Source organism: Agrobacterium sp. NPDC058088 (assembly GCF_042885035.1).
GTDB lineage: Bacteria > Pseudomonadota > Alphaproteobacteria > Rhizobiales > Rhizobiaceae > Agrobacterium.
Map to the genome: position 1 here is coordinate 796,164 of NZ_JBHVSU010000001.1, position 24,944 is coordinate 821,107.

The following is a 24,944-nucleotide window of genomic DNA, read 5'->3' on the forward strand; positions in this document are numbered from 1 at the left end:
GGTGGCGGCGATGATGCCGTCATCCATTGTGTAAATGTGTTTCGAGGCTCAGGTGATCGTACAGGCATTTCTTCGCTGGTCTGAAAAGGCCGGATCGACCGAGCGGGCAAAAGCCGCCAATTCGCTCGGCCGTGCCTATCTGCAGGGCGACATGGCGCGGGAAAACCGCGATGCCGCCTATATGGCGATGACCTATCTGCTGGATGATCCTTCACCGCGTGTGCGGCTGGCGCTTGCCGACGCGCTGGCGGACGCCCATGATGCACCGCGTGCCATTCTCGTCTCGCTCGCCGAAGATCAGCCGGAAATCGCCTGCACGGTGATTGCCCGTTCGCCGGTCTTGACCGAGGCTGATCTGGTCGATCTCGCCGGGCGTGGCGAAAGCCTGACACGCTCTCTTATCGCCGCGAGGCCCGGTCTGCCGCGTGGTGTCTGCGCCGCACTCGCCGAAGTCGGGGATTTGCCGGAAACCCTCATCCTGCTCGAAAATGACGATGCTTTCATCACGCCGTTTTCGTTGCGGCGCATTGCCGAGCGCCATGGGTGCGACGCCGATATTCGCGACCTCCTGCTGCGCCGGGAGGCGCTGCCGGCCGATGCGCGCCACCTTTTGATGGGCCGCATCAGCGAGGCGCTGGCGGGCTCCGCGCTTGTTCACGCCATGATCACCCGCAGCCGTGCCGACAGTCTTTTCCGCGAGGCGGAGGATTCCGGCACCATCCTCATCGCATCAAGCATTTCCTCCACGGAATTGCCGGCGCTGGTGGAACATCTGCGCCAGCGGCTGGAGCTGACCCCGGCGCTGCTCATCCATGCTGTCTGCTCCGGCCGGCTGGAGTTCTTCACGGCGGCGATGGTCAACCTCTCCGGTCTCGATGACCGCAAGGTGCGTGCCATTCTGGCAACGGGACGTCCGCATGCGCTAAAGGCCCTGTTCCAGTCCATCGGTCTTTCGGGTGATGTTATCGATGTCTTTATCGCGGCGACGTCGATGTGGCGCCGTGCCGCCCGCTCGCAGCTTTCCGAAGCGGCCGCTTCCGTCTCGGCCGAATTGCTGGCGCATTTCCGTGACGTCAGCGGCTCTGAAACGCTGTTCGAACTGCTGCATGCCGTGCGCAAGCTGTCCATTGCGGAAGAGCGCCAGAAGGCGCGGTATTATGCGGAAGCGCTTTCGGTTGAGGCGGCGTGAGGTCGGGTTAATTTTCGGCTGCTACAAATCGCATGGGTGTCATAATTTTCCCGGAGGGGGCAACCTCTCATCCTCATCCCTGTGCTCGTCACGGGGATCCAGCCAGCCCAAGTCCTTGGCTGGAAGGACTCTCCCTGCCGCGTAGACGCGCGTCGACTGGATTCCTGTGACAAGCACAGGAATGAGGGAAGATTGGTTTACCCGCAATCACTTGTCGAACCGCTTGGCGATCCACGAATAGCTGTTCTCGACCATCCTCACCGGCGTTCCCAGGAAGTGCTTTATGCCCTCTGTGGACGGCAGGATGCGGCTGACGCGGCCGATCGCCTGTCTGGTAAGGCCTTCTTCTTCCTTTGGCGTAACCTCCGCCGTTGCCTGCTGTGCATCGGTCGGTGCGGCGGCGGGGGGCTGCGTGCCGGCGGTCTGTGGTGCCTGCTCTCCCGGCGTCTGGCACACCGCCACCACGACCGGATAGGACGCATTGGCAAAGCGTTCCAGCTCCTTTTCCGAGACGGCGTCGCACAGCTCTATGCTCGTCCAGCGCTGCTGCGAGGTGGCGAGGTAATGGCAATCGGTGGCGCTGTCGTCGCAGCCAAGGAAGGTCATGAGAACGAGGGCTGTTTTCATGGTGTGTGGTTGCCTCTGTCGGGAATAATGCTCTAGAAACTCATCTATCCGGATTGCAGTGACATTACGACGAAATACGCATTTTTTGAAAGAAAGCAGGCATCGCATTGGCCATCGAAATCAAGCTCGAAACGCCGCGTCAGGACGCTGTTCTGCGCCTTATCGATCTCTCCAACGCCTATATGGCTTCGCTTTACCCCGCCGAGAGCAATCACCTGGTCGATATCGGCGCACTCGAGCAGGACAATGTCTCGTTTTTCGTCGCGCGGCATGACGGCAGAGTCGTCGGCTGCGGTGCGCTGGTGGAGGCGGGTGATGGCACGGCGGAGGTGAAGCGCATGTTCGTCGATCCCGAGGCGCGGGGTTTGCGAATCGGCAAGCTGATCATGGACACGCTCGTTGCCCGCGGCGTCGAGCTTGGTCTTTCCGCCATTCGGCTCGAAACCGGAATCAGCCAGCCGGAGGCGATTGGTCTTTACCGCAAGGCTGGGTTCGTGGAGATCGAGGCCTTTGCGCCCTATAAGCCTGATCCGCTGAGCCTGTTCATGGAGAAGCCGCTTTAGAACGAAGGTATGAGGTTGCTCTGTCAGCCTTGCCGCATGCTCCACGTCTTCCTCGGGCTTGTCCCGAGGATGTAACCAAGCATCTTAAAACAACCGACAGCAGATGCTCGGGACAGGCCCGAGCATGACGAAGGCGAGTTTTTTGGACTTTTCGACGGTAGCGGCAAACCCTTCACCGCTGGCTCAGACGATCAAAACGCGGCCTTCCGAAACGCCGTCGTTTCGTCGCTGTCACCGTCTCGCGACACCACGTCCTCGATGGGCCGGTCCTCCGTGGAGGGAGGTGGTGGGATGTCCGTGCTGACAGCGGCGGAGATTTCCACTTCGCGCACCCATTCGCGCCAGATTGCCACCAGCAGCGCCATCAGCACCGGGCCGATGAACAGGCCGAGGAAACCCATGGTCTTGACGCCGCCGACGAGGCCGAAAAAGGTTGGCAGGAAGGGCAGCTTGATCGGTCCGCCAACGAGCTTCGGCCGGATGGTCTTGTCGACGATGAAAAGTTCGACCGAACCCCAGACGAAAAGCGCCAGACCGTGGGCGGGAGAGCCGCTGGCGACCAGATAGACCGACACCAGCGTAAACGAGAGCGGCGCACCGCCCGGAATGAGCGCCATGACGCCTGTCAGCACGCCGAGCGTGACGGGCGACGGCACGCCGGCGATCCAGTACGCGATGCCGAGAATGATGCCTTCACCGATGGCGATCAACGTCATGCCGGTGACCGTGGAACTGATGGTCGCGGGCACGACGCGCGAAATGCGTTCCCAGCGGCTCGGCAGGATGCGCTCGCCCACCAGATCGACCTGGCGGGTAAAGGCGGCGCCGTTGCGGTACACGAAGAACAGCGCGATCAGCATGAACAACAGGGTCAGAACCAGGTGGAACGCGCCGTTGCCTGCGGCGAGGATCGCCCGGTAGATGTTGCCGATATTGGCGCCGCTGACGAGCTGGATGAGTTCGCCGATGGCGCCCGGCGTACCGATATATTTCACCCATTGTTCGCCGAGCCAGGGGCCGACGGCCGGAAGGGCGGCAATCCAGTCCGGCACCGGAGCGCCGGTCTTGTTGACGTGCACCGCCCAGCCGAACCATTCGCGAATTTCGGTTGCCGTATAGGAGGCGGCGATGAAGATCGGCACCACGAGGAAGGCAATGATGAGGATGATGGCGATGGTGGCGCCGAGCGTGGTGTTGCCGCCCACCTGCCGCAGAAGCCGCGTATAGACCGGCCAGCTGGCGAAACCGATGACGAGGGCGGCGAGAACCGGGACCAGAAAGCCGTTGAAGAAGTAGATTCCCGCAAGCACGACCAGAAGAAGCAGCCAGCGCGCAGCCGAAATAGGCGGGATCAGGGCGATCCGCGTCGGGCTCGCGGGACCAAGCCATCTCGGCTCGCCATTCTGCTTACGGCTATCAATATTACTCACGGCAGGCTCTTTCTCGCATTCTCCCCCGCAGGGGTGCATTCACTCTGTCACACCGATACATATAAGTGCAATATAACCGGATCACATTACCGTTGTGTGTGTATTGTGTAGGCTATTGAATGATTTTGGTAAAAATAACGCATCAGTCTTGGCTGGCGCCATGAAATATGACACTTAAACTCCGTTTTATGCGGTGTCAGATTGCCGCGCCCGATCCCCAGGTCATGCCATGCTCCGCCGTTTCTTCGCTTATTATCGCCCCTATCGCGGTCTGTTCATTCTCGATTTTTCCTGTGCAGTCTTGTCGGGCGTGCTCGAGCTTGGCTTTCCGATGGCGGTGAAGGCCTTTGTCGACGTGCTGCTGCCGGGCGGTGAATGGGCCATCATCCTTGCCGCTTCGGTCGGGCTGCTCCTCATCTATGTGCTGAACACCGGGCTGATGGCGACCGTCACCTACTGGGGACACATGCTCGGCATCAATATCGAGACCGATATGCGGCGGCTCGCCTTCGATCATCTGCAGAAGCTTTCCTTCCGTTATTTCGATAACCAGAAGACCGGCCATCTGGTCGGGCGGCTGACCAAGGATCTGGAAGAGATCGGTGAGGTGGCCCACCATGGGCCCGAAGACCTGTTCATCGCCATCATGACCTTTATCGGCGCGTTCCTGCTGATGATGTCGGTCAATGTGCAGCTGGCGCTCATCACCGCCGCCGTCGTGCCCGTTACCGCCTGGGTGACCAGCCGTTACGGCGGCCGCATGACGCAGAATTTCCGGGCGCTCTATGGCCGGGTTGGTGATTTCAACGCCCGCATCGAAGAAAATGTCGGCGGCATGCGGGTGGTGCAGGCTTTCGCCAATGAAGACCACGAGCGGGCGCTTTTTGAGAAAGACAATCTGAAATACCGCCGCACAAAGCTTGACGCCTACAAGATCATGGCCGCCAGCACCTCGCTCAGCTATATGAGCATGCGCCTGACGCAGATGATCGTGATGATCTGCGGTGCATGGTTCGTGCTGAATGGCGACCTGACAGAAGGTGGCTTCGTCGGCTTCTTGTTGCTGGTCGGCGTGTTTTTTCGCCCGGTGGAAAAGATCAATTCGGTCATCGAGACCTATCCCAAGGGCATTGCCGGTTTCCGCCGGTTTACCGAGCTTCTCGACACAGCGCCCGATATCGTTGATGCGCCCGATGCGGTGGAGGCGCCGCTTCTACGCGGTGATATCGAATATCGTCATGTCGGCTTTGGTTATGCCGAAGGCAAGCAGATTCTCACCAATATCGACCTGAAGATCAGCGCCGGCGAGACCGTGGCTTTCGTTGGCCCGTCCGGTGCGGGCAAGACGACGCTGTGCTCGCTGCTGCCGCGCTTTTATGATGTGACCAGCGGTGCGATCACCATTGACGGCGTGGATATCCGCAAGATGAAGCTCGCCTCGCTGCGCAACCAGATCGGCATCGTGCAGCAGGATGTCTTCCTGTTCGGTGGCACTATTCGCGAGAATATCGAATATGGACGGCTGGGCGCCTCAGACGCAGAGATTATGGATGCCGCCAGGCGCGCGCGGCTGGACGGCGTCATTGAGGCCATGCCGCTCGGGCTCGACACCGTCATTGGCGAACGCGGCGTAAAGCTGTCCGGCGGACAGAAGCAGCGCCTCGCCATTGCGCGCATGTTCCTGAAAAATCCGCCGATTCTCATTCTGGACGAGGCCACCTCGGCGCTCGACACCGAAACCGAACGGGCTATCCAGCAATCGCTGACGGAGCTTGCCAGGGGACGCACGACGCTTGTGATCGCGCACCGGCTGGCGACGATCCGCGATGCATCACGCATTGTGGTGGTGGACCAGACGGGCATTGCCGAGACAGGTGCGCATGCCGAGCTGCTGGCCGCGAAGGGCCATTATAGCCGCCTGCACGAGGCGCAATTCAGCGGTCATCTCGCGGGCCTCAGCTAACCGACCCGCACGTCTCTTAGCCTTTTACTGCCTGTTCTTCGACGATGCCGGGATTTGGCTCCGGCTTGCCGGGATGGCTGCTGACGAGATATCCCATGGCGACCGCGGCCGCGACGACGAAGAGCAGCAGGACGCCGCTGATCGTCATCAGCCATTCGCGTGGCTTTCTGTGCCCCATGATATAGTTCGGCCACCGGCTTGGATGGTTCACCACGTCGTTATTCCGGTGCTGTCGCATGAACTTCCCCAGATTTAAGCGTTTTGGTGAAAGATCAACGCCAGCGCTACCGCGACCGTTCCGTGTGGGTGGCGAACAGGTGATGACAAGGACGTGAGTCCGGTCATTTCGTCTCGGGAAGCGCGATCAGGCGGATTGAATGGCGATCCGGTTTCCCTCGCTATCGGAAATCTCCGCGACGAAGAGCGCGTCATTCACTGCCGTTTTGGGAAATAGTAGCTCGCTTCCAATGGCAAGAGCTTTGGCAATAACATCGTCCACATCAGCGACACTGAAATAGACGATCGCTCCATCTCGCGTCGGCACATAGGCCGGGCCTTCGGCAAGCGCGGCACTGGCGCCATTGCTGTTTTCGTCAAAAGGGAAATAGGCCATTCTGCTATCGTGGATCGCGACGATTTCGGCAAAAGGCACATCGAAAACCGCGCGGTAGAAGCGGATCGCCCGATCAAGATCGGTCACGGGGATTTCGACATGGGCGACAATATTCACGCGCTTCTCCTCAGCCAGACTGACGCACTTTCCAATTTCTGATGGCACCGATCTTTCTAGCGACGGCTGACATGGAGAGGCAATGGCGCGCGGTGTCGAGTAACCACATTGTCAATCGTCCAGCACGCGCGTGACCGGTCGCAGTGCCGGTAGAGGGCGCTAAGCAGGACATGCGGCGTCAAAAGTCAGCTTGCGTCCTGCGTCTCTTTATGCGAATGATTTGCAATTGCACTAAACAGATTTCGGTTCAGAAAGCGCATAATATGGACAAGCCAGTCTTTGGATGGCGACGAAATGGCGACGATCTGTCGTTGTCCGATGTTCACTCCTCGATCCGGATCAAGCCGAATGCCGGCACGTTTCGCCGGGCCATGGCTTTTTTCGGCCCCGGCTATCTCGTTGCGGTCGGGTATATGGATCCCGGAAACTGGGCGACGTCGCTCGCTGGCGGCTCAAAGTTCGGCTATACGCTGCTGACGGTCGCGCTGGTCTCCAACATCATGGCGATCGTGCTGCAATCGCTCTGCGCCCGTCTTGCGATTGCCTCCGGCCGCGATCTCGCCCAGGCCTGCCGTGATGCCTATCCGAAACCGGTGGCCATGCTGCTTTGGCTGCTCGCCGAGATCGCGATCATCGCTACCGATATCGCTGAGGTGATCGGCACGGCCATCGGCCTTAACCTCATCTTCGGCATACCGCTCGAACTCGGCGTTCTCATCACCGCACTCGATGTTTTCCTGATCCTTTATCTGCAGAGGCTCGGTTTCCGCTGGGTGGAGGCGCTGGTCATCACGTTGCTTGGCGTTATCGCTGTGTGTTTCGCCATTCAGGTGGCGCTCGCCGACCCTGACTGGGGGCAGGTGATCCTTGGTTTTGCGCCGACGACCGAGATCGTCACCAATCCTGACATGCTCTATCTGGCGCTCGGCATTCTCGGCGCGACCGTCATGCCGCATAATCTCTATCTGCATTCTGGCATCGTGCAGACCCGCGAAATCGGCGAGACGATTGCCGAAAAACGCGAGGCGCTGAAATTCGCGACCCTCGATTCCACCATTGCGCTGATGTTCGCGCTTCTCATCAACGCCTCGATCCTCATTCTGGCGGCGGCGACCTTCAACAAGGCGGGACAGACCAATGTCGCCGAACTCGGCGAGGCGCATAATCTGCTGGCGCCTCTGCTTGGCCTTGCCATTGCTCCGACGCTGTTCGGCGTGGCGCTTTTGTGCTGCGGCATCAATTCGACCGTTACGGCAACGCTTGCCGGCCAGATCGTGATGGAGGGTTTCCTCAAGATGCGGCTCGCGCCCTGGCTGCGCCGCCTCATCACCCGCGCCATCGCCATCATCCCCGCCGCCGGCGTGACTATTCTTTATGGCGACAGCGGTACGGGCGAACTGCTGATCCTGACGCAGGTGGTCTTAAGCCTGCAACTCTCCTTCGCCGTCTTCCCGCTTGTCATGTTCACTGCCGACAAGGGCAAGATGGGCGAACTGCGCTCGCCGCTCTGGCTCTCGGCTTTTGCGTGGCTGATTGCGGTGGTGATTGCGGCGTTGAATGTGAAGTTGCTGATGGATTTTATCGGGTGAGGCGGGTCAGGCCGCGCCTTTACGGAGCGCGGCGGCCGTGCCCTCCGGGTCGACGGCGATGACCTTAAGATAAGCGCGGGCCGGCTGGTCCGGCTCGCTACGGCCCTGTTCCCAGTCACGCAGGGTGCCAAGCGGAATATGATAGAGCGCGGAAAACTCTTCCTGCGTCAGCTTCAGAGCCCGGCGAATGATCTTGATGCGCGGCATTCTGGGAGCCGAGGCAAGTTGTTCGGCGGAAAGCGGAATATTATCAGGGTCGGCCAGCGCATTGGCCTCCGCCTCTTCGTCGGTCATGGCGTGAAGGCGAGCCCAGTCTGTTTGATCGATTTTACCAGTCATTGTCGTCGTATTCCTTGCGCTCCGCGCGTGTCGCCTTTCGTGCCGAGATGATGCGGATTACTTCGCTGCGTTCGGTATAGATCACGGTCAAAACCAATCCGTTGCCCAAACCGACTATACGTCGTCGGACTTCACCGTAATTTGCTGAACGATCCTCGATATCCACGGCAAATGGATCGTCAAAAACCTTGCGGGCGGTTTCGAAGCTGACGCCATGTTTGGCGAGATTGGTTAAAGCCTTTCGGTAATCCCACTCGAAATATAACATTGTGGACTACGGGTTTCCAGTAGTGGAATGGATAAAATATTAAAACAACAAGGGCTCTTTCAGATCTGAAAGAGCCCTCAAAACTAGTCATTTTTTGGTGGTGTCTAAGCTAATTCTCAGCTGCAACCGCTCGTCGCACCACAAGTATCGCACTTCTCGCAAGTGCCGTTCCGCACCATCGTGAAGTTCTGGCATTCCGAGCACATGTTGCCGGTGTACCCTTGAGCAATCGAGCGCATGCGGCGTTCGTTTTCGACCTTCTTGGCTTCCGTCTTGGCCGAAGCGGCGTCTGCGGCGGCCTTGTCGGAGAAGAGGGCGGTTGCCGTCTGCTGGGCTTCCTGGACGACCTCGTCGATTACTTCTTCGGCGATTTCTTCGGCCAGTTCCTTGGCGCGCTCTTCATAGTCCCGCTTGAAGGAGACGATTTCCGAGGTTGCGATGGCGACTGTCGGTTCCAGCTTCCGGGCGGCGGAGCCGGCGAAAGCCGTTACGTTGGCGGAAGCGCGGGCAGGGGCTGCCGTTGCAGAACCCTTGGGCTCGGAAGCGGTGCGTTCGCCGTCATTGCGGGACACGATGGTCGGCTTGTAACCGCGGGTCCAGCCGGTGGAAACGAGGTTGGTCTTGCCTTCCTGGATACCCTTGCCGAGCGCCGTGTTGGAGAAGTCGGACGTATCGACATGGGCGAGATCATGGCGGCCGAGATAGGAGACGGCGAGTTCGCGGAACACGTAGTCGAGGATCGACGTGGCGTTCTTGATCGCGTCGTTGCCCTGCACCATGCCGGCCGGTTCGAACTTGGTGAAGGTGAAGGCCTCCACATATTCTTCCAGCGGCACGCCATATTGCAGGCCGAGCGAAATGGCGATGGCGAAGTTGTTCATCATCGCGCGGAAGGCAGCGCCTTCCTTGTGCATGTCGATGAAGATTTCGCCGATGCGGCCGTCACCGAATTCACCGGTGCGCAGATAGACCTTGTGACCGCCGACAGTTGCCTTCTGGGTGTAACCCTGACGGCGGTTCGGCAGCTTTTCACGCTCACGCGAGACACGCTCGATGACGCGTTCAACGATCTTTTCGGTGATCGTCACAGCCTGCTGGGCAAGCGGCTGCTGGACCAGTTCTTCGACGAAATCGTCTTCGTCGTCATCTTCCACCAGCGAGGCGTTGAGCGGCTGGGAAAGCTTGGAACCATCGCGGTAAAGGGCGTTGGCCTTCAGCGCCAGCTTCCAGGACAGCATGTAGGCCGCGCCGCAATCTTCCACCGTCGCATCGTTCGGCATGTTGATCGTCTTGGAGATCGCGCCCGAGATGAAGGGCTGTGCCGCCGCCATCATGCGGATATGCGATTCGACCGAGAGGTAACGCTTTCCGATCTTGCCGCAGGGGTTGGCGCAATCGAAGACGGGCAGGTGCTCATTCTTCAGGAACGGTGCGCCTTCCAGCGTCATCGCGCCGCAGACGTGCACGTTTGCTGCTTCAATATCCTTTTTGGCAAAGCCGAGGTGCTCGAGCAGGTTGAAGCTCATGTCGGAGAGCTGCTCGCCGGAGACCTTCAGCGTTTCCTTGAGGAAGTCGGCGCCGAGCGTCCACTGGTTGAAGACGAACTTGATGTCGAAGGCGCTCTTCAGCGCGCCGTTGACGGCCTCGATCTTCTCATCGGTGAAGCCCTTGGCCTTCAGCGTCGAGGGGTTGATGCCGGGAGCCTGGTTGAGATTGCCATGGCCGACGGCATAGGCCTCGATCTCGGCGATCTGGCTTTCGGAATAACCGAGCGACCGCAGGGCATCGGGAACCGCGCGGTTGATGATCTTGAAGTAACCGCCACCGGCGAGCTTCTTGAACTTTACCAGTGCAAAGTCAGGCTCAATGCCGGTCGTGTCGCAATCCATCACGAGGCCGATCGTGCCTGTCGGCGCGATAACGGTGGTCTGGGCGTTGCGGTAGCCGTGCTTTTCGCCAAGTTCCAGCGCCTTGTCCCAGGCGGCGGTTGCGTGGGCGATCAGGTCCTGATCCGGGCAGTCGCCATGGATGAGTGCGACCGGGTTGACAGACAGGCCCTCATAACCTTCCGACTGGCCAAGGGCGGCGCGGCGGTGGTTGCGGATGACACGCAGCATGTTGTCGCGGTTCGGCGCAAAGCCTGGGAAGGGGCCAAGCTCGCCGGCCATTTCGGCCGAGGTGGCATAGGACACGCCGGTCATGATGGCGGTGAGGCTACCTGCAATAGCGCGGCCTTCGGCGCTGTCATAGGGAATGCCCGAGGACATCAGGAGGCCGCCGATATTGGCGTAACCGAGGCCGAGCGTGCGGTACTCATAGGAGAGCTCGGCGATCTGGCGCGAGGGGAACTGCGCCATCATGACGGAGACTTCGAGCACGACGGTCCAGAGGCGAACGGCGTGTTCGTAATCGGCGATATCGATGCGCTTCGTCGCCTGATCCTTGAACTGCAGAAGGTTCAGCGAGGCGAGGTTGCAGGCCGTGTCGTCGAGGAACATGTATTCCGAGCACGGGTTGGAAGCGCGGATCGGGCCGGCCGCCGGCGAGGTGTGCCAGTCGTTCATCGTCGTGTTGAAGTGCAGACCCGGATCGGCAGACGCCCAGGCGGCGTGGGAAATCTTTTCCCAGAGGTCGCGGGCCTTCAGCGTCTTCATGACCTTGCCGTCCTTACGGGCGGTGAGGTTCCAGTCGCCATCGTTCTCGACGGCGCGCAGGAAGTCGTCCTTCAGCGAGACGGAGTTGTTGGAGTTCTGGCCTGACACCGTGAGGTAGGCTTCCGAATCCCAATCCGTGTCATAGGTCTTGAACTGGATGTCCTTGTAACCCTGCTCGGCGAACTGAATGACGCGCTTGACGTAGTTTTCCGGCACCATGTCCTTCTTGGCAGCGCGGATTTCGCGCTTCAGGGCAGGGTTCTTGGCCGGGTCGAAGCAATCACCATTGTCAGCCTCGCAGTTGACGCAGGCCTTCATGATCGCCTTCAGGTGCTTGGCGACGATCTTGGAACCGGTGACGAGAGCGGCAACCTTCTGCTCCTCGTTCACCTTCCAGTCGATATAAGCTTCGATATCCGGGTGATCGGCATCAACGACGACCATCTTCGCTGCACGACGGGTGGTGCCGCCGGACTTGATGGCGCCGGCTGCGCGGTCACCGATCTTGAGGAAGCTCATCAGGCCGGACGATTTGCCGCCGCCGGACAGCTTTTCGCCTTCGCCGCGCAGATAGGAGAAGTTGGAGCCGGTGCCGGAGCCGTATTTGAACAGGCGCGCTTCGCGCACCCACAGGTCCATGATGCCGCCTTCATTAACAAGGTCGTCCTCAACGGACTGGATGAAGCAGGCATGCGGCTGCGGATGTTCGTAAGCCGACTTGGACTTGGTCAGCTTGCCGGTGAAGGGGTCGACATAGAAGTGGCCCTGGCCGGGACCATCAATGCCATAGGCCCAGTGCAGGCCGGTGTTGAACCATTGCGGGGAGTTGGGGGCAACACGCTGGGTGGCGAGCATATAGGCAAGCTCGTCGCGGAAGGCGAGGGCATCTTCTTCGGACGAGAAATATTTGCCCTTCCAGCCCCAATAGGCCCAGGTGCCGGCCAGACGATCGAAAACCTGGCGTGCATCTGTTTCGGAACCGTAGCGCTCGGCTTCCGGAACGTCTTTTAGCGCCTTCTCATCGGCAACGGAGCGCCAGAGGAAGGAGGGAACGTCGTTCTCTTCGACCTTCTTCAGGAACTTCGGCACGCCGGCCTTGCGGAAATATTTCTGCGCCAGAACGTCGGTCGCAACCTGGCTGAACTGCGCGGGAACGTCGATGTCAGCCAGACGGAACACGATGGATCCATCCGGGTTCTTGATTTCACTGACGGCCTTACGGAAGTCGATTTCCGCATAAGGCGATTGGCCGGGCTTCGTGAAGCGGCGTTCAATGCGCATGGTTTCTGTCCTCGTCCATTGGGCGCCCGGTAAAGGGCGCAAAAATTCGTTCCAGCCGTGCGATGCCTTCGCGCAGCCGGTTGTTGCCGATCTGGTAGGGATGTTCATCCTTGGATGTCACCCCTGTATCTCGTGTTTAAGATGGCTGCAAGCCTACTATATATAGTATTAACACATTCTTGCTGCCAGTCCCCGCGTGATGTTTTTGGCGGTTTCCGAAGGCGCAGAAAAGCCATCGGCGAACCGCCCCCTCATGGCCGGGACGCCGTTTGGACATGCGCGCTGAAGATGGAGAAGAACCGGCCTCGTTACTTTCCGGTCCGTTGCCGCCGCAACATAAGTGTCACTTTCCTCTCGCGGCACAGATTCGTCAAGCCATAGATTGAAACCCATTTTTAACCACAAGATATTGTGTGGAGTGCCTGTGGAAAACGGGGATAGGAAAAGCTCTCAGAAAAATCAGTGACTTGGCGAGAAAATTTGAAGCTTGCGCGAGGCTGGTTTCCGCAACGGAAAGGCAAAACCCCGCATTTCCGGGGTGAGGCATAATGGCGACACTGCGGTTTTTCCGTGTTTTCCGCACCTGTCAGAAAAGACGTTTCTCCACAAAAAACCGCCCTCGGTGGGGCGGCTTTTCCTGTCGGATTTTGCGTGAAGGCAGCACTTAGCCGCGCGATCCCTTGGCAATCGGCTCCTGATAGGTGAAACCCATGTCCCAGGGGAAATAGATCCAGGTGTCCTGGCTCACTTCGGTGACGAAAGTGTCGATGGTCGGCACGCCCTTCGGCTTGGCGTAAACGCAGGCAAAATGCGCCTTCGGCAGCATCTCGCGCACTTCCAGTGCGGTCTTGCCGGTATCGGTCAGATCGTCGACGACAAGTACGCCTTCGCCGGCGTCGCTCGTCAACTCGGGGGCCACGCCTTTCAAGAGGACCGTATCACCCTGGTTGACGTAATCATGGCGCGTGGCGATGCAGACTGTGTCGATCATGCGGATGTTCAGTTCGCGGGAAATGATCGCCGCCGGAACGAGGCCGCCGCGGGTGATGCAGACGATCGCCCGGAACTCTTTGTCGAGACCGGCAAGACGCCAGGCAAGCGCACGGGCGTCGCGGTGAAACTGGTCCCAGGAAACGGGAAAGGCTTTATCGGGAAGGGACATGTCGTCTACCATCTGGTCAAAATTGTCGATGGCTTTGGCTAATAGCCGCAAGACCGGCAAAAAGGCAAGCTTTGCGCTTATCAGCCGTGATTTTGGCTAGGAAAATGCCGCTTGTTTCTTCTCCCCTCGGGGGAGACGGTGGCCCGACGGGTCGGATGAGGGGGCAACGTTGCCGGATTTCGGAGAGCTTGCCCCCTCATCCCGCTGCCGCGGACTTCTCCCCGGCGGGGAGAAGAAACAAGCGGCGGACGCTCGTTTAAAGCGAGATGGCGGGGGGCCGACGGCGCCATTTGTGCCGCATCCATATCAACGCGACAGCAGCGTCATCGCGGTCATGGAATCGAGCAGCGTGCGGGTGACGCCGCCGAACAGCAGTTCCCACCAGCGGGAATGGCCATAGGCGCCCATGACCAGAAGGTCGATGCTGTGATCCGACAGGCGGTTTTCGATGGCGGCCTGCGCCGAAATTCCGGCGATCTTTTCCTGCGAGGTGACCGTGACGTTGACGCCGTGGCGCGCAAGCGTGGCAGCGAGTTCGGTGCCGGCGAGACCTGATGATTGTGTTTCGCTTTCGGCCTGATCGACGGAGAAAATCTCGACGCTGTCGGCGGCTTTCAGGAAGGGCAGGGCGTCAAAAGTGGCGCGCGTTGCTTCGCGAGAACCGTTCCAGGCAATCAGGACGCGCTTGATCGGTTTGGCGACGGTCAGCACATGCGGCACGAGGAGAACGGGGCGGCCGCTTTCATAAAGGAAACCGTCAATATCAGAGCGGCTGTCTGACAGTGCCGACGAGTTGCTCTGGCGGGCAACGACGAGATCGGCACAGCGGGCGCTGTCTATTGCGGATGCGGAAGCGTAACCGACCGAGGTCACGAAGCTGCGCCATTCATGCGAGATGCCGTTTGCGGAGAGCGTCCTTTCAAAAATGGTCCCGACTTCGGTGGTTTCCTTGTGCGCCACATCCTGCAGCGCCTGCACGGTGGCGGGGTCGGGAATTTCCATCGGTGCGACGAGCGGAACCGCGGCCAGCGTTTCCATGTGCAGGCCGATCACATGCGAGGAAAACTGATCGGCAAGGCTCACCACGAATTCGCCGAGCTTCTGCGTGTTCGAAGCATTATCGACCACGGCCAGTATCGTTTTGTAACCCATTTTTATCTCCTCGGTGACATCTGGTTTCTGTGGGGAGAATGGCCATCTTTGCCGATGGCCACCTTGATTTTGGTCAACTCCCGTACCGCCTTTGAAACTTCTGTTTCAGGCGGTTGCGTCGCCCTTGCTGGCGGCCAGCTGCTTTTCCTGGCCGATCGCCTCAATCATGGCCGCCACGGCATCCGCGGCCGCCTTCAGCACGCCGGCGTCGCGGGCGCGCACGACGATCTCCGTCGAAAAACGCTGCCCGTCATATTTCGGATAGGAGCCGATGCTGGTTTCTGGATGGGCCTTCTGGATGGCCGTCAGCGGCGTACCGATATCACCCTCGCCATAGGGGGAGCGCACCGCCTGCGACATGACCTTCGCGCCGGTGCGCAAGGTGGGCATGACATTATCGAGCATGGCCTGGAACACCTGCGGCACGCCTGCCATGACATAAACATTGCCGATGACGAAGCCGGGGGCGACTGAAACCGGATTGGCGATGTGGGCGGCACCTCTCGGCATGCGCGCCATGCGCTTGCGCGCCTCGGTGAATTCCATCTCGCGGACGCGGTACATGTCGCCCAGCAGGCGCAGCGCCTCGGCATCATGTTCGCAGGGCAGGCCGAATGCCACTGATACCGCATCTGCCGTGATGTCGTCATGGGTCGGACCGATGCCGCCCGAGGTGAAGACATAATCATAACGGCTGCGCAGCGCGTTCAGCGCCTCGACGATCTGCTCTTCCTCGTCGGCGACGATGCGCACTTCCTTGAGGTCGATCCCAGACATGGTGAGCACATCCGCAAGATGCCCGATATTCTTATCCTTGGTGCGGCCCGACAGCAGCTCGTCGCCGATAGCAAGCATGGCAGCGGTGACAACGGAGGAGGTGGAGGAGGGATTGGACATGGGTGCACTCGTCAACTGTTTTATCAGACGTTAGCCCCGCGCCCGATGAATGCAAAGCGGTTTTGAAAAAATGTACTTCAGCAAACGGTTGACGTTCCGACTTTCCGTTCACTTATCGTGAACAGTGCGTATGCCAATCCCCGGCTGGCGGGATAAGGGTCCGTCAGCTACCTTTTTGTCATATACATTTCACGGGTCAACGCCGATGATCATCGAGTTTTTGAAGAAGCTTCTGGCCGGTACGCCGGAAACAGTTCCAGCAAAGGAAACGAAGAGAATGACAAAGGTTCTGGTACTTTATTACTCCTCTTACGGTCATATCGAGACAATGGCCTATGCCGTCGCAGAAGGTGTCAAGTCCACCGGCGCGGAAGCCGTGGTCAAGCGCGTTCCTGAACTGGTTCCGGAAGAGGTCGCCAAGGCCTCGCACTTCAAGCTGGATCAGCAGGCTCCGGTGGCAACGGTGGATGAACTGGCCGAATACGACGCCATCATCGTCGGCGCCGGCACGCGCTTCGGTACGGTTGCCTCGCAGATGCGCAATTTCTGGGACCAGACCGGCGGTCTGTGGTTCAACGGCAAGCTGGTGGGTAAGGTTGGCTCGGCCTTTACCTCATCCGCCACGCAGCACGGCGGCCAGGAATCGACCATTCTCGGTTTCATTCCCACCTTCCTGCATCACGGCATGGCCGTTGTTGGTCTGCCCTATGCCTTCCAGGGCCAGATGGGTGTAGACGAAATCAAGGGTGGTTCGCCCTATGGCGCGTCTACCATCACCGATGGCGACGGCTCGCGTCAGCCTTCCGCAATTGAGCTGGAAGCCGCGCGTTATCAGGGCGCGCACGTCGCCAAGCTGGCGGCCAAGCTTTCCGCTTGAGACCTGGCTGATTGAAAAAGAAATGCGGCCCAAAAGGCCGCATTTTCTTTGCGCCGGATATCAGAGAGACCGGACCGCTGGACTAGGAATTTGTAAGTTGGTCAAATCGGCGGATTGACCAAAAAAAAGCAGCTTGCGATCACGAAGCCGAGCATCGAAATTTCGAGAAAACCGTTCAATCCATCACGCATTTCAATCCTCCTTGTGAGTGGCGAAAAGAGAACGGACAGAGCTTCCCCTAGTTCCATAACAGCAAAATGAAATTTAGGATTTTTTAAGGCGCGGTCGGCTTGCGGCGCGGGGCGGCTTAGCCCGTGACGACGAAGGCCACCACGAGGTGGCCAACAAGACCGATGGCGAGGCAGGAGAGGAGGAAAATGAACAGGGCTTTTTTCATGTTTACGGAAGCTTCCATCTGTTTTTCCCTTCGAACCCGTGGGTCTTGAAGTTTTTGCGCTACAGGGCGCATATTTCGGCCAAGCGGGGCGATATCATCAGGCCTTGATGTCTAGGCCGGCCTCGATTGCGGCGGCGATGAAGGCCTTGCGCGCATCTTCCGGCTTTTTCTTACCCGCGTCGACCGCGGCGCAGACCAGCAACGCCTTGTCCAGAGCATCGCCGTCTTCTATCGGCCAATCCTCGATCAAGGCCCAGGATGCCGCCTGTGTGGTCTCGATGCTCGTATAGTCGCCCGGCGTTTCAAACGCGATCAGGACGGGTTTTTGCCAGCGCGTGTTCATCGCCTATCCATCGTGGTTGTTGCGACCGGCTCTAAACGAACGGGCCAGGATGCGCAATCCCGTTCCGGGCCGGTTTCTTGCCGCCAAGGTGCGGTCAGTCGTCGCGGCCGAACAGCCATTCGCGAATGATGCGGCGGTCGATGAGTTCGAGGGAACGATCCGGCGCGATGCGATAGGTCTCTACCGCCCTTGTGCTGCCATCGATGCGGAAGTCATGGGTGAAGGTGCTGCCGATCGGCGATTTCGTCAGCTTGGTACGCGGCTGGCCCCTATAGATGATGCTGCCGGGGATGGGCTCCACATAGGGCGCAGGGCCGGCATAGGAACCCGGTCCGGCGGTCGTGCATCCTGAAAGTGCCAGTGAAAGCATAATAGCGGCCGATGATAGGAGCGTTTTCATCCTGTCCTCCGAAGTGCGTCTTTAAAAACGAAATGGAGGCGCAGCGGTTCCTCACGGGCAAGAAAATAGGGAAGAATTCGTCCCGGCTATTTGCCTTTCGGATTCTGAATGTCGCGCGCGACCCAGCGGAAGAAAACGTAGACGAGGAAGGCGAAGATGAAAAGCGGGATGAGGTTCGCAAAACCGGACATATGATTCTCGTTTCTCCCTCCCTGTCCGGGGTCTAGCCGGAGTGAAACCGGCAAGGCAAGGGGAGCGCATATCATCGCCGGTAAAATATCCGTGTGACTGTCTGCAAGACTTGGGGAGGGGCGGGAGAGATCTGGCGCACTGCCAGTGGTGCCAGATCTCTCCGTCTCCCGCCAGTTTCAGGGGACGGGGGAGTTTTTCCACTATGACGGACAACAGCCAATCGACATAGGCCGAGAAATTACCTCGAATAAATCGCTGCCACTGTCCGGCTGTCCAGGAGCCCGCGGGCATGCATCCAAAACCGAAGGACTGCGCCGTCTAACGCCGACGCTTTTTATCCGGCAAATTACCTTATACGGCAGGCGGCAACGGCACGATCTGCCACTCCGTCTCCGATGATCGCTTAACCCTTTGACACCGCTGGGGTGGGTTCCTCTGAACGTGCTGCGGGGAGAGAAGTGCAAGGGAACTTTTTTCACGCCGCATCATTGAAGCCCTCAAACACATGCCAAGAGTGGAGGGTTACACATGCTCGGCACCATCCTCGTCATCCTGCTCATCCTGTTCCTGATCGGCGCGCTGCCGAGCTGGGGATACCATAATTACGGCTATGGCCCGTCGGGCGGCCTAGGGCTGGTTCTGGTCATCGTGCTGATCCTGGTCCTGCTCGGGCGGATATAACCGATTACCCACGGCAAAACCTTATGCCCGCATCGCCGCAAACGCGCGATGGGGGCATTGTTTCTTCTGAAATATGAGGAAGATACAAAAAACCACGCAATCTTAAGCGCTTAGAGTTTTCCTCATCCGTTTCGGCAAGAGGGTTCGAAAAAACATCACATTCAGAACGAACCCTCTTGCGCCCAAAATGGATTCGTTCTAAATGCCCGCCATCGCTTGAATTAAAGAGCGTGTGAGGCCTCGTGGCGGAGTGGTGACGCAGAGGACTGCAAATCCTTGTACCCCGGTTCAATTCCGGGCGAGGCCTCCAAAAATTTCACCTATGAAATCAATTGCTTGCAGTCGAAACCTCAATTGGTTTGTGGAATTTCGTGTTGCGACTTGTTGCGACCTGCTTCCCTTTAATTTCGGATGATTCCTTCTAGTCACCGCGAATCCATGCGACATGAGTTGCGACATGGAGAAGCGGCCTATGAGAGACAAGAGCGAAATATTTCATTGGAACAAGGCAGCGATCCGTCTGGCCGCGGACATAGCGAAAGAGAAGGGTGTCATCGTCAAACTGAATCGCGACGGATCAATCCATGTCGCCCCAGTACAAGACGACGCTGTGGAAGAAATGCGCAATTTTATTGCATCGCAAGCATTGCCTGAGGCTTGGTGAATGACGGCCTCAAAGGTTCGATCTGTTCCGCGCCTTTGCCTGAATAGGGCAGAGGTCGCGATATCAATTGGGGTGAGCCCAAACACAGTTGATGCAATGGTGAGAGAGGGTTGCCTTCCAAAACCGCGGAAGTGGCATACACGCAAGGTGTGGCTAATCTCCGAGATTGAGGCTGCGCTCTTTGAGTGGCCCACGGATGAGGTGGGACAGGATGATGACGACGAATGGCGGGCAAGCCTATGACAAAGAGAACACCCATTACGCAGGCCGAATTGAAGCGGATGGCGGCGATCGCGAAGTCGGAGGGAGTGACCGTATCCGTCGAAATGGATGGGCGAAAGTTTTCCGTGTCGCCACACACAGCCCTTAAGCCAGCGCGTGAAGAATATGAATATGCTGATATCAATTCCTACGAGGGGTGGAAGAAGCGAAACTCGCACAAAAAACTTCCCGACGATTTCGCTCTCTGATTGACTCTAACGTGTATTCTGGCAGTTTGCGTCTACAAGGTGTGGGGGCATTCCGTGAAATCAATTTGGCTACCGGCCGCTTTAGCCGTTGTGTTGATCGGCGGCTTGTTCGTCGTCGGCGGCGTTCGGATTGTCGTCACGGCACCGAACTATTCCGCGCAGCTTGCGCCGGCCGCGCTCATTGTCGCCAACGCCTCGAACCTCAACCTCATCTATAGCCCGCAAGCGTTCTGTGCCCGCACGGGGAAACCTGGCAATGACTTCTGTGCTGCAGGAGCGTTGGCGGGGATCATGCAAAATGGCAAGATACTGGTTCGCGGTCCTCACAGCGAATCCCTTTAACGAATGACAGAAATTACGAGATGACTGCGAAAGAGATTATTACCGCACTTGTAACCGCGATTTTCACCGCGATAGGTGTAGTGGGCGCCGCCTCATTCGGTTACTTTAATAAGGACCGTGAGCTCGACATAGAAATGGTAAGAGTTTCTCTGAACATACTTTCTGGAGAGGCAAAAGACACATCTGTGCCGGGGAGGCGTTTTGCTTTGCGCACTCTGGAAAAATACTCCGGTGTTGAAATACCCGTAGAAGAACTCAAAGAATGGGCAGAACGAGGCACAATCCCTACTGGTGCATGGGCCTCCGCATCCTGTACCGCTCTGGTTTCTCGCTACATTGAGACAACACGTACTTTGGATTACATCACTTTAACAGACGAGCTGAACAATATGATGTCTGCTCTGGGCTGCACGAGTCCTATTAAAAAGAAGCGTTGATCCACCCGCGTAAGACAAGCTTCCATCGCGGCAATCAGATTTAAATGGGGATTCTTATGAACTGGAAGATTACGCTAGACGACGGATCTCAGCACGACGTCGAAATGCAAATCACCTACAAGGTTGGCAATGGGAAAGAGATGAAGGAAGGCGTGCTCTTAGGCGATCCAGAAGCTCTTACGGCTGCGATTACAGACAGCGCGGTAACTCTTGACGGACCAACAGGGGTTAGAATTCCCGTCCACGTCGAATTGGTTAACGGGCAATGGAAAATGTACCCACGTACTCTCTGACACTGGAAAGATATTCGCTTATAGTCGCGAGTGCAGTTCCTATCTCAGCCTCGTTGACTATGGGGGAACCAGCAGAATTCATGCTTGCCTCCTCCGCTGCTCGCATACCATGCGGCGAGCAATGCTGGTTCCTGATCCATCGAATTGCAACTCACCGCTGAACGGTCGCCACTCGTCCTCAGAGTGGCAGCAATCTTGCTCGTCGCCGTTCTGGTCGGTTTCTTCTGGCTCCGGGTCGTCGTCTTCCTCTCTGTCGGCGTCCTCAGGGTCGCTGTCTGCCAGATAGGGCTCTAAGTTCTCGTCACCGTCGAGAAGATCGAGAAGCGCTATAAGTTCCTCGATTTTGGCTTCTAGCGCGGCTCGTCGGGCTTGAAGGCTTTCGGTGGCGGCAATCATGGGAGTATCCCCCGCAAGTCTTCGATATGATCGAGAATGATGCAGATGCGGTTCTCGATCTCATCGGTCACCGACTGCAGCGCGTTGGTTTTCTCCATGTTCCCGATATCGGCAGTGGCCATGTGCAGCGCCATGTTCATGTTTTTGACCATGTCGATCATGTTCACGATATCGAGCAGTTGGAGATGGGCTTTTGAAGGGCTCGTCATAATGCAGCCCTCCCGATCGCCGCCAAAGCGTCAGCAAGGACACCAGATAGATTTTCTCCATCGTACAGGTAGCAATAGTCATCGACCGCCGCCCAGACGCACCAGTTGGCTTTGTCGATCGCCTCTTGGAAGGTCGTCGGCACATAGGCGATGATTTCAGCCTCAATGCCCTTCACGATATCAGAAAGGCGGCGGGCTTCTGTCAACGCGGCTGTGTAACCCCACTCATCCTCAATCCGCTGACGTTCGTCTTTTATGGCTTGAAGTTCGCGGATCTTCTCTTCCATCTGCTGGTAGTGCTGAGCCCGTTTCTCGGCTACCCACTTCTGTGGGCCGTGAAACATCCGACCCGGCGCCCAGTTGTCGTGCCGCTCATAAACCCTGCGGATGTCTTCCTCAGTCCAGGAAAAACTGGGAGAGAAAACCTCAACGCCGTTGTTGTTTCGGCCCTGATAGGTGCGCGCAGTTTGAACCTTTGCAGTGGGCCGTTCGGGCAGGATGTCATCCAGATCAGAAACGCCTTCCCATGCCGCCTTATCAAGATCGAGAGCAGCCTTATGTTTTGCGATCAACGCTGACATACCCGTTGCTAGGACTTCCTGAGAGGGCATGGCAACCTCGCAAGCGGATGCAGCGGCAGGGACTGAAATGGCAGCCACGCCAGCAAGAAATGCACGTCTGGTGGTTTTCGGCATAGCTTCGCCAGCGGCCGGAATCGTATTCGGCATGATGGTGTCTCCAGATTTTCGGGTTGGTGCGGTCAGTGCGCCGTGAGGGCGGCTATCTCGAATTTGATGACAGCGCGGCGAGCAGCGGCGCTGTATCGGAGCGACAGGTAATTGGTATCGGCCAGAGCCGACTGGAGAGCGCGGAGACGGTCACCGGCAGGGGTTTTCATCACCTTGGCCACCTTCACAGACTGACGGGCTTCCTCGCGGCGCTGCTTGGCAACGCGCCATGCGGTCTTGAGGCATGCCGAGAACGAGGCATCAACAATGCCACGCTCAATCTGCCATTTGCCGTACTGGCGACGGATGTAACGGTAACGCTCCCATGCATCGGCCATGATGGCGGCGCGGTCGAATTTGGGCATGCCTTCGGCGGTGGCCGGAACGGTGCTGTTCGGCATTGTCATTCTCCAAATTGTCGAGAGGGTTTTGTCACTCCCTAAAAAGGGAGGCGGCCTTTATGCGAGTTCGAGAGCGGCGCCGCCGGTCAGCTGCGGATCACGAGGAGCCGGGACAACCAGAGCCGCGCCATTGTCGCGCTCTGCACGTTCGAAGGCTGCTTTCAAAGCCGGGTTGGTGAAGAGGCTGGAGAGGCGGACGTTAACTGTGTTGCGTGTCATTGTTTGATTTCCCTTGTTATCATGTTGCATTATTGGTATAAGGCTACATCAAACCAAAGTCAACACTTTTAATGTAAGGTTATATAAAATTGTCGATATCTCCCGCTCAGTGCCGTGCCGCACGCTCCCTTATCGGTTGGTCGCAAGACAAGCTTTCCGAGGAGTCCAAAGTCGCAAAAGCTACCATCGCCAACTTTGAAGCTGGCAAGCGCTCGCCGTATGAACGGACCCTTGATGATATTCAGGAGGCTCTGGAAAAGGGGGGCGTGATATTCATCGCGGCTGACGAGATGAAGACCGGAGGCGCTGGCGTTCGGCTCGATCCTGAAGTCCAAGGCGACTAACGGGAAACCCGATTATCGCTACCAAAAGGGATGGCCATCATGACCATCCCCTCAGGGTGCATCCAATTTTGGTTAGACGCCTTGCATGTGCATGACACACATACCAAGGCACCTGCATCATACAGGCACCCAAGGGATTGCCACCATGGCAACACCTTTCGATAGGAGAGCTTTGAATGTCCGCATTGACGTTGATCTCCTCACAGCCGGGAATAGAGGCTGTCTCCGATCTCTCTGACGCTGCGCTCGACTATGGCCGCGCTGCGCTGTCCAGCAACACCATGCGAGCCTACAAGAGCGATTGGCAAGATTTTCAGGGCTGGTGCGCTGAGCGAGGCAGATCGCATCTGCCGGCGAACGCTGCGACAGTGGCCAACTATGCCTCATTTCTGGCCGACGCTGGCAAGAAGGTGCCGACAATCGCCCGCAAGCTGGCCGCCATTCGCTTCTTTCACCGCGGCGCTGGTCTGGACAATCCGACCGACAATGCAGGCGTGGCGGCCATCCTGAAGGGCATACGCCGTACAGTGGGCACAGCAGCCCGCCAGAAGGCTCCAGCAACGGTTGATGTCATTCATGCCATGATGGCGAGGATCAACGCTGACAGCCTCCAGGGCAAGCGTGACAGGTCATTGCTTTTGCTCGGTTTCGCTGGCGCCTTCCGTCGATCGGAGCTTGTGGCGATCACCGTCGAGGATTTGACCTTCAGCGAGGAAGGCGTGGACGTGTTCCTGCCGAAGTCCAAGACCGACCAGGAGGCGAAAGGCCAATCTGTTGCCATCCTGAACGGCAAGGCACTGAAACCCGCTGACAGGCTCAAGGAGTGGCTTCAGGCAGCCGGGATAACCTCGGGCCCGATCTTTCGCCGCTTCAATCGTGGTGACCGCCTGACGACCGAGACGCTGACGGATCAAGCCGTGGCGCTGATCGTGAAGAAGTATGCCGACGCCGCCGGCCTTGATGTGGCGAGCCTATCCGGCCACTCGCTGCGTGCTGGCTTCGTCACGTCGGCGGCAGAGAACCGGGCGAGCATATCCCGCATCATGGAAGTGACCCGGCACCGCGATCCACGCACCGTTGAAACCTATGTGCGCCGTGCTGATCGGTTCAAGGATCATGCAGGGGACGGTTTCCTATGATCTTTGGTGAGGACTTCCTGCAGACTGATGCAGGGCAGATTATTTCAGGCGCTCATCGGTACATCAGCGCAGCGCGAGAACTCAGGTACAGCAAGACATGGGAGGAGCGCCCGACACTGCTTCAAACGCCGACCCTCAACATGCTGGCCCATGGCATCGAGCTATTGCTGAAATACCCGTTGCTGGCTGGTGGCATGTCAGCCGACGATGTTCGCAGAGAGTTTAACCACGACCTCATGAAGCTATGGGGCCGAGATGAGAACGAACCTATGCGAAACCTTCTGTGTGTTCAGGCCTCGATAGAATGGGAGGAGGCTCGGGCGTCGGGAAAATGGGGGAATGATGATTTTGAGAAGTCACCACCTGATGAGCTGGTAGCGGCTCTGGAAAAGCTTGCTCACTTGCACAGCAGCAAGAGCGGATTCCCTCTCCGGTACATCGTGCCACCAGACACGACCGCGCCAAGGCCCGCGTTCCTTATCGATGTGTTCGGCTACGTGGCTGAGAGATCGACTATGAACGGGAATTTCCCGCTTTCACAATAAGCGAATGATTGGATTATTCTTTT

Annotated in this window: 31 protein-coding genes, 1 tRNA gene and 1 pseudogene; 15 read left to right on the top strand and 18 right to left on the bottom strand. The window is 58.1% G+C overall.

The annotated features are described in order from the left end of the window. The first annotated feature begins 34 nt into the window (after positions 1–34). On the top strand, positions 35–1,189 hold the full coding sequence (locus tag ACFVTJ_RS03955; protein ID WP_386904789.1) for a DUF2336 domain-containing protein: 1,155 nt from the start codon (positions 35–37) through the stop codon (positions 1,187–1,189). A 207-nt stretch (positions 1,190–1,396) separates the two neighbouring features. Here ACFVTJ_RS03955 and ACFVTJ_RS03960 read toward each other — a convergent pair whose 3' ends face one another. Next, on the bottom strand, positions 1,397–1,816 hold the full coding sequence (locus ACFVTJ_RS03960) for a hypothetical protein (RefSeq protein WP_386904791.1): 420 nt from the start codon (positions 1,814–1,816) through the stop codon (positions 1,397–1,399). Positions 1,817–1,923: 107 nt separating this feature from the next. Here ACFVTJ_RS03960 and ACFVTJ_RS03965 point away from each other — a divergent pair, with 107 nt between their 5' ends. Then, on the top strand, positions 1,924–2,379 hold the full coding sequence (locus tag ACFVTJ_RS03965; RefSeq protein WP_386904793.1) for a GNAT family N-acetyltransferase: 456 nt from the start codon (positions 1,924–1,926) through the stop codon (positions 2,377–2,379). A 191-nt stretch (positions 2,380–2,570) separates the two neighbouring features. On the opposite strand, the gene ACFVTJ_RS03970 is transcribed toward ACFVTJ_RS03965, so the two are convergent. Continuing rightward, complete coding sequence (locus ACFVTJ_RS03970; protein ID WP_386904795.1) at positions 2,571–3,809, bottom strand: AI-2E family transporter; 1,239 nt, start codon at positions 3,807–3,809, stop codon at positions 2,571–2,573. A gap of 229 nt (positions 3,810–4,038) precedes the next feature. Here ACFVTJ_RS03970 and ACFVTJ_RS03975 point away from each other — a divergent pair, with 229 nt between their 5' ends. After that, complete coding sequence (locus tag ACFVTJ_RS03975) at positions 4,039–5,772, top strand: ABC transporter ATP-binding protein (RefSeq protein WP_386904797.1); 1,734 nt, start codon at positions 4,039–4,041, stop codon at positions 5,770–5,772. A 16-nt stretch (positions 5,773–5,788) separates the two neighbouring features. On the opposite strand, the gene ACFVTJ_RS03980 is transcribed toward ACFVTJ_RS03975, so the two are convergent. Continuing rightward, positions 5,789–6,010 carry a hypothetical protein gene (locus tag ACFVTJ_RS03980; protein ID WP_386904799.1) on the bottom strand — a complete coding sequence of 74 codons (222 nt, stop codon included), beginning with the start codon at positions 6,008–6,010 and terminating at the stop codon, positions 5,789–5,791. Positions 6,011–6,136: 126 nt separating this feature from the next. Beyond that, positions 6,137–6,502, bottom strand: a complete 366-nt coding sequence (locus tag ACFVTJ_RS03985; RefSeq protein ID WP_386904801.1) for a VOC family protein — start codon at positions 6,500–6,502, stop codon at positions 6,137–6,139. Positions 6,503–6,765: 263 nt separating this feature from the next. Here ACFVTJ_RS03985 and ACFVTJ_RS03990 point away from each other — a divergent pair, with 263 nt between their 5' ends. Then, a complete protein-coding gene (locus ACFVTJ_RS03990; RefSeq protein WP_386904803.1) occupies positions 6,766–8,091 on the top strand; it encodes an Nramp family divalent metal transporter in 1,326 nt (441 codons plus the stop codon). Positions 8,092–8,097: 6 nt separating this feature from the next. Here the strand turns inward: ACFVTJ_RS03990 and ACFVTJ_RS03995 are convergent, their stop codons facing one another. From ACFVTJ_RS03995 to ACFVTJ_RS04025, 7 genes are all read right to left on the bottom strand, one after another. Next, a complete protein-coding gene (locus ACFVTJ_RS03995) occupies positions 8,098–8,430 on the bottom strand; it encodes a helix-turn-helix domain-containing protein (protein WP_386904805.1) in 333 nt (110 codons plus the stop codon). Continuing rightward, positions 8,420–8,698: a BrnT family toxin gene (locus ACFVTJ_RS04000; protein WP_386904807.1), complete on the bottom strand. Its 279-nt coding sequence runs from the start codon at positions 8,696–8,698 to the stop codon at positions 8,420–8,422. Before ACFVTJ_RS04000 ends, ACFVTJ_RS03995 begins: the two co-directional genes overlap by 11 nt. Positions 8,699–8,814: 116 nt before the next feature. Continuing rightward, positions 8,815–12,633, bottom strand: coding sequence for a vitamin B12-dependent ribonucleotide reductase (locus ACFVTJ_RS04005; protein WP_386904809.1), 3,819 nt, complete (start codon positions 12,631–12,633; stop codon positions 8,815–8,817). Further along, complete coding sequence (locus tag ACFVTJ_RS04010) at positions 12,623–12,754, bottom strand: hypothetical protein (RefSeq protein WP_386904811.1); 132 nt, start codon at positions 12,752–12,754, stop codon at positions 12,623–12,625. The genes ACFVTJ_RS04005 and ACFVTJ_RS04010 overlap by 11 nt, the downstream gene beginning before the upstream one ends. A gap of 543 nt (positions 12,755–13,297) precedes the next feature. Continuing rightward, complete coding sequence (gene gpt, locus ACFVTJ_RS04015; RefSeq protein ID WP_060724333.1) at positions 13,298–13,795, bottom strand: xanthine phosphoribosyltransferase; 498 nt, start codon at positions 13,793–13,795, stop codon at positions 13,298–13,300. 306 nt (positions 13,796–14,101) lie between these two features. Further along, complete coding sequence (locus ACFVTJ_RS04020; protein ID WP_386904813.1) at positions 14,102–14,947, bottom strand: universal stress protein; 846 nt, start codon at positions 14,945–14,947, stop codon at positions 14,102–14,104. Between the two features lie 105 nt (positions 14,948–15,052). After that, positions 15,053–15,844 (bottom strand): competence/damage-inducible protein A, encoded by a 792-nt coding sequence (locus tag ACFVTJ_RS04025; RefSeq protein ID WP_386904815.1) that lies wholly within the window; start codon positions 15,842–15,844, stop codon positions 15,053–15,055. A gap of 277 nt (positions 15,845–16,121) precedes the next feature. On the opposite strand from ACFVTJ_RS04025, the gene wrbA reads away from it, so the two are divergent. Then, entirely contained in the window at positions 16,122–16,721 is a 600-nt protein-coding gene (wrbA, locus tag ACFVTJ_RS04030; protein ID WP_386904817.1) for an NAD(P)H:quinone oxidoreductase type IV, read from the top strand. 494 nt (positions 16,722–17,215) lie between these two features. Here the strand turns inward: wrbA and ACFVTJ_RS04035 are convergent, their stop codons facing one another. Both ACFVTJ_RS04035 and ACFVTJ_RS04040 read right to left on the bottom strand, forming a co-directional pair. Then, positions 17,216–17,461, bottom strand: a complete 246-nt coding sequence (locus tag ACFVTJ_RS04035; RefSeq protein WP_003495620.1) for a DUF982 domain-containing protein — start codon at positions 17,459–17,461, stop codon at positions 17,216–17,218. 94 nt (positions 17,462–17,555) lie between these two features. Continuing rightward, the gene (locus ACFVTJ_RS04040) at positions 17,556–17,861 is read right to left on the bottom strand and encodes a hypothetical protein (RefSeq protein WP_386904820.1); all 306 of its coding nucleotides are present in this window, start codon (positions 17,859–17,861) and stop codon (positions 17,556–17,558) included. A gap of 720 nt (positions 17,862–18,581) precedes the next feature. On the opposite strand from ACFVTJ_RS04040, the gene ACFVTJ_RS04045 reads away from it, so the two are divergent. From ACFVTJ_RS04045 to ACFVTJ_RS04075, 7 genes are all read left to right on the top strand, one after another. Further along, positions 18,582–18,734, top strand: a complete 153-nt coding sequence (locus ACFVTJ_RS04045) for a DUF3309 family protein (protein ID WP_003495626.1) — start codon at positions 18,582–18,584, stop codon at positions 18,732–18,734. 236 nt (positions 18,735–18,970) lie between these two features. Next, a tRNA-Cys gene (locus tag ACFVTJ_RS04050) sits at positions 18,971–19,044 on the top strand. A 162-nt stretch (positions 19,045–19,206) separates the two neighbouring features. Next, positions 19,207–19,398 (top strand): hypothetical protein, encoded by a 192-nt coding sequence (locus ACFVTJ_RS04055; protein WP_174069683.1) that lies wholly within the window; start codon positions 19,207–19,209, stop codon positions 19,396–19,398. 224 nt (positions 19,399–19,622) lie between these two features. Beyond that, positions 19,623–19,868: a hypothetical protein gene (locus tag ACFVTJ_RS04060; RefSeq protein WP_174069681.1), complete on the top strand. Its 246-nt coding sequence runs from the start codon at positions 19,623–19,625 to the stop codon at positions 19,866–19,868. Between the two features lie 54 nt (positions 19,869–19,922). Next, entirely contained in the window at positions 19,923–20,210 is a 288-nt protein-coding gene (locus ACFVTJ_RS04065) for a hypothetical protein (protein WP_386904823.1), read from the top strand. A 20-nt stretch (positions 20,211–20,230) separates the two neighbouring features. After that, a complete protein-coding gene (locus ACFVTJ_RS04070; protein ID WP_386904825.1) occupies positions 20,231–20,647 on the top strand; it encodes a hypothetical protein in 417 nt (138 codons plus the stop codon). Positions 20,648–20,703: 56 nt separating this feature from the next. Continuing rightward, positions 20,704–20,940 carry a hypothetical protein gene (locus ACFVTJ_RS04075; protein WP_386904827.1) on the top strand — a complete coding sequence of 79 codons (237 nt, stop codon included), beginning with the start codon at positions 20,704–20,706 and terminating at the stop codon, positions 20,938–20,940. 78 nt (positions 20,941–21,018) lie between these two features. On the opposite strand, the gene ACFVTJ_RS04080 is transcribed toward ACFVTJ_RS04075, so the two are convergent. Genes ACFVTJ_RS04080 through ACFVTJ_RS04100 form a run of 5 tightly spaced genes read right to left on the bottom strand, consistent with a single transcriptional unit; the run spans position 21,019 to position 22,893 of the window. Further along, positions 21,019–21,336, bottom strand: coding sequence for a hypothetical protein (locus ACFVTJ_RS04080; protein WP_386904829.1), 318 nt, complete (start codon positions 21,334–21,336; stop codon positions 21,019–21,021). After that, on the bottom strand, positions 21,333–21,545 hold the full coding sequence (locus ACFVTJ_RS04085) for a hypothetical protein (protein WP_386904831.1): 213 nt from the start codon (positions 21,543–21,545) through the stop codon (positions 21,333–21,335). The genes ACFVTJ_RS04080 and ACFVTJ_RS04085 overlap by 4 nt, the downstream gene beginning before the upstream one ends. Further along, positions 21,542–22,273 (bottom strand): WVD2 family protein, encoded by a 732-nt coding sequence (locus ACFVTJ_RS04090; protein ID WP_386904833.1) that lies wholly within the window; start codon positions 22,271–22,273, stop codon positions 21,542–21,544. Before ACFVTJ_RS04090 ends, ACFVTJ_RS04085 begins: the two co-directional genes overlap by 4 nt. 32 nt (positions 22,274–22,305) lie before the next feature. Next, a complete protein-coding gene (locus tag ACFVTJ_RS04095) occupies positions 22,306–22,674 on the bottom strand; it encodes a hypothetical protein (RefSeq protein ID WP_386904835.1) in 369 nt (122 codons plus the stop codon). A gap of 57 nt (positions 22,675–22,731) precedes the next feature. After that, the gene (locus tag ACFVTJ_RS04100; protein WP_174069665.1) at positions 22,732–22,893 is read right to left on the bottom strand and encodes a hypothetical protein; all 162 of its coding nucleotides are present in this window, start codon (positions 22,891–22,893) and stop codon (positions 22,732–22,734) included. 89 nt (positions 22,894–22,982) lie between these two features. Here ACFVTJ_RS04100 and ACFVTJ_RS04105 point away from each other — a divergent pair. The 3 genes and pseudogenes from ACFVTJ_RS04105 to ACFVTJ_RS04115 all read left to right on the top strand — a co-directional run. Further along, a pseudogene (locus tag ACFVTJ_RS04105) lies at positions 22,983–23,213 on the top strand (helix-turn-helix domain-containing protein); the annotation flags it as partial. Between the two features lie 200 nt (positions 23,214–23,413). Then, positions 23,414–24,376, top strand: coding sequence for a site-specific integrase (locus tag ACFVTJ_RS04110; RefSeq protein ID WP_386904837.1), 963 nt, complete (start codon positions 23,414–23,416; stop codon positions 24,374–24,376). Then, positions 24,373–24,921 (top strand): hypothetical protein, encoded by a 549-nt coding sequence (locus ACFVTJ_RS04115; RefSeq protein ID WP_386904839.1) that lies wholly within the window; start codon positions 24,373–24,375, stop codon positions 24,919–24,921. The genes ACFVTJ_RS04110 and ACFVTJ_RS04115 overlap by 4 nt, the downstream gene beginning before the upstream one ends. Positions 24,922–24,944: the final 23 nt, after the last annotated feature.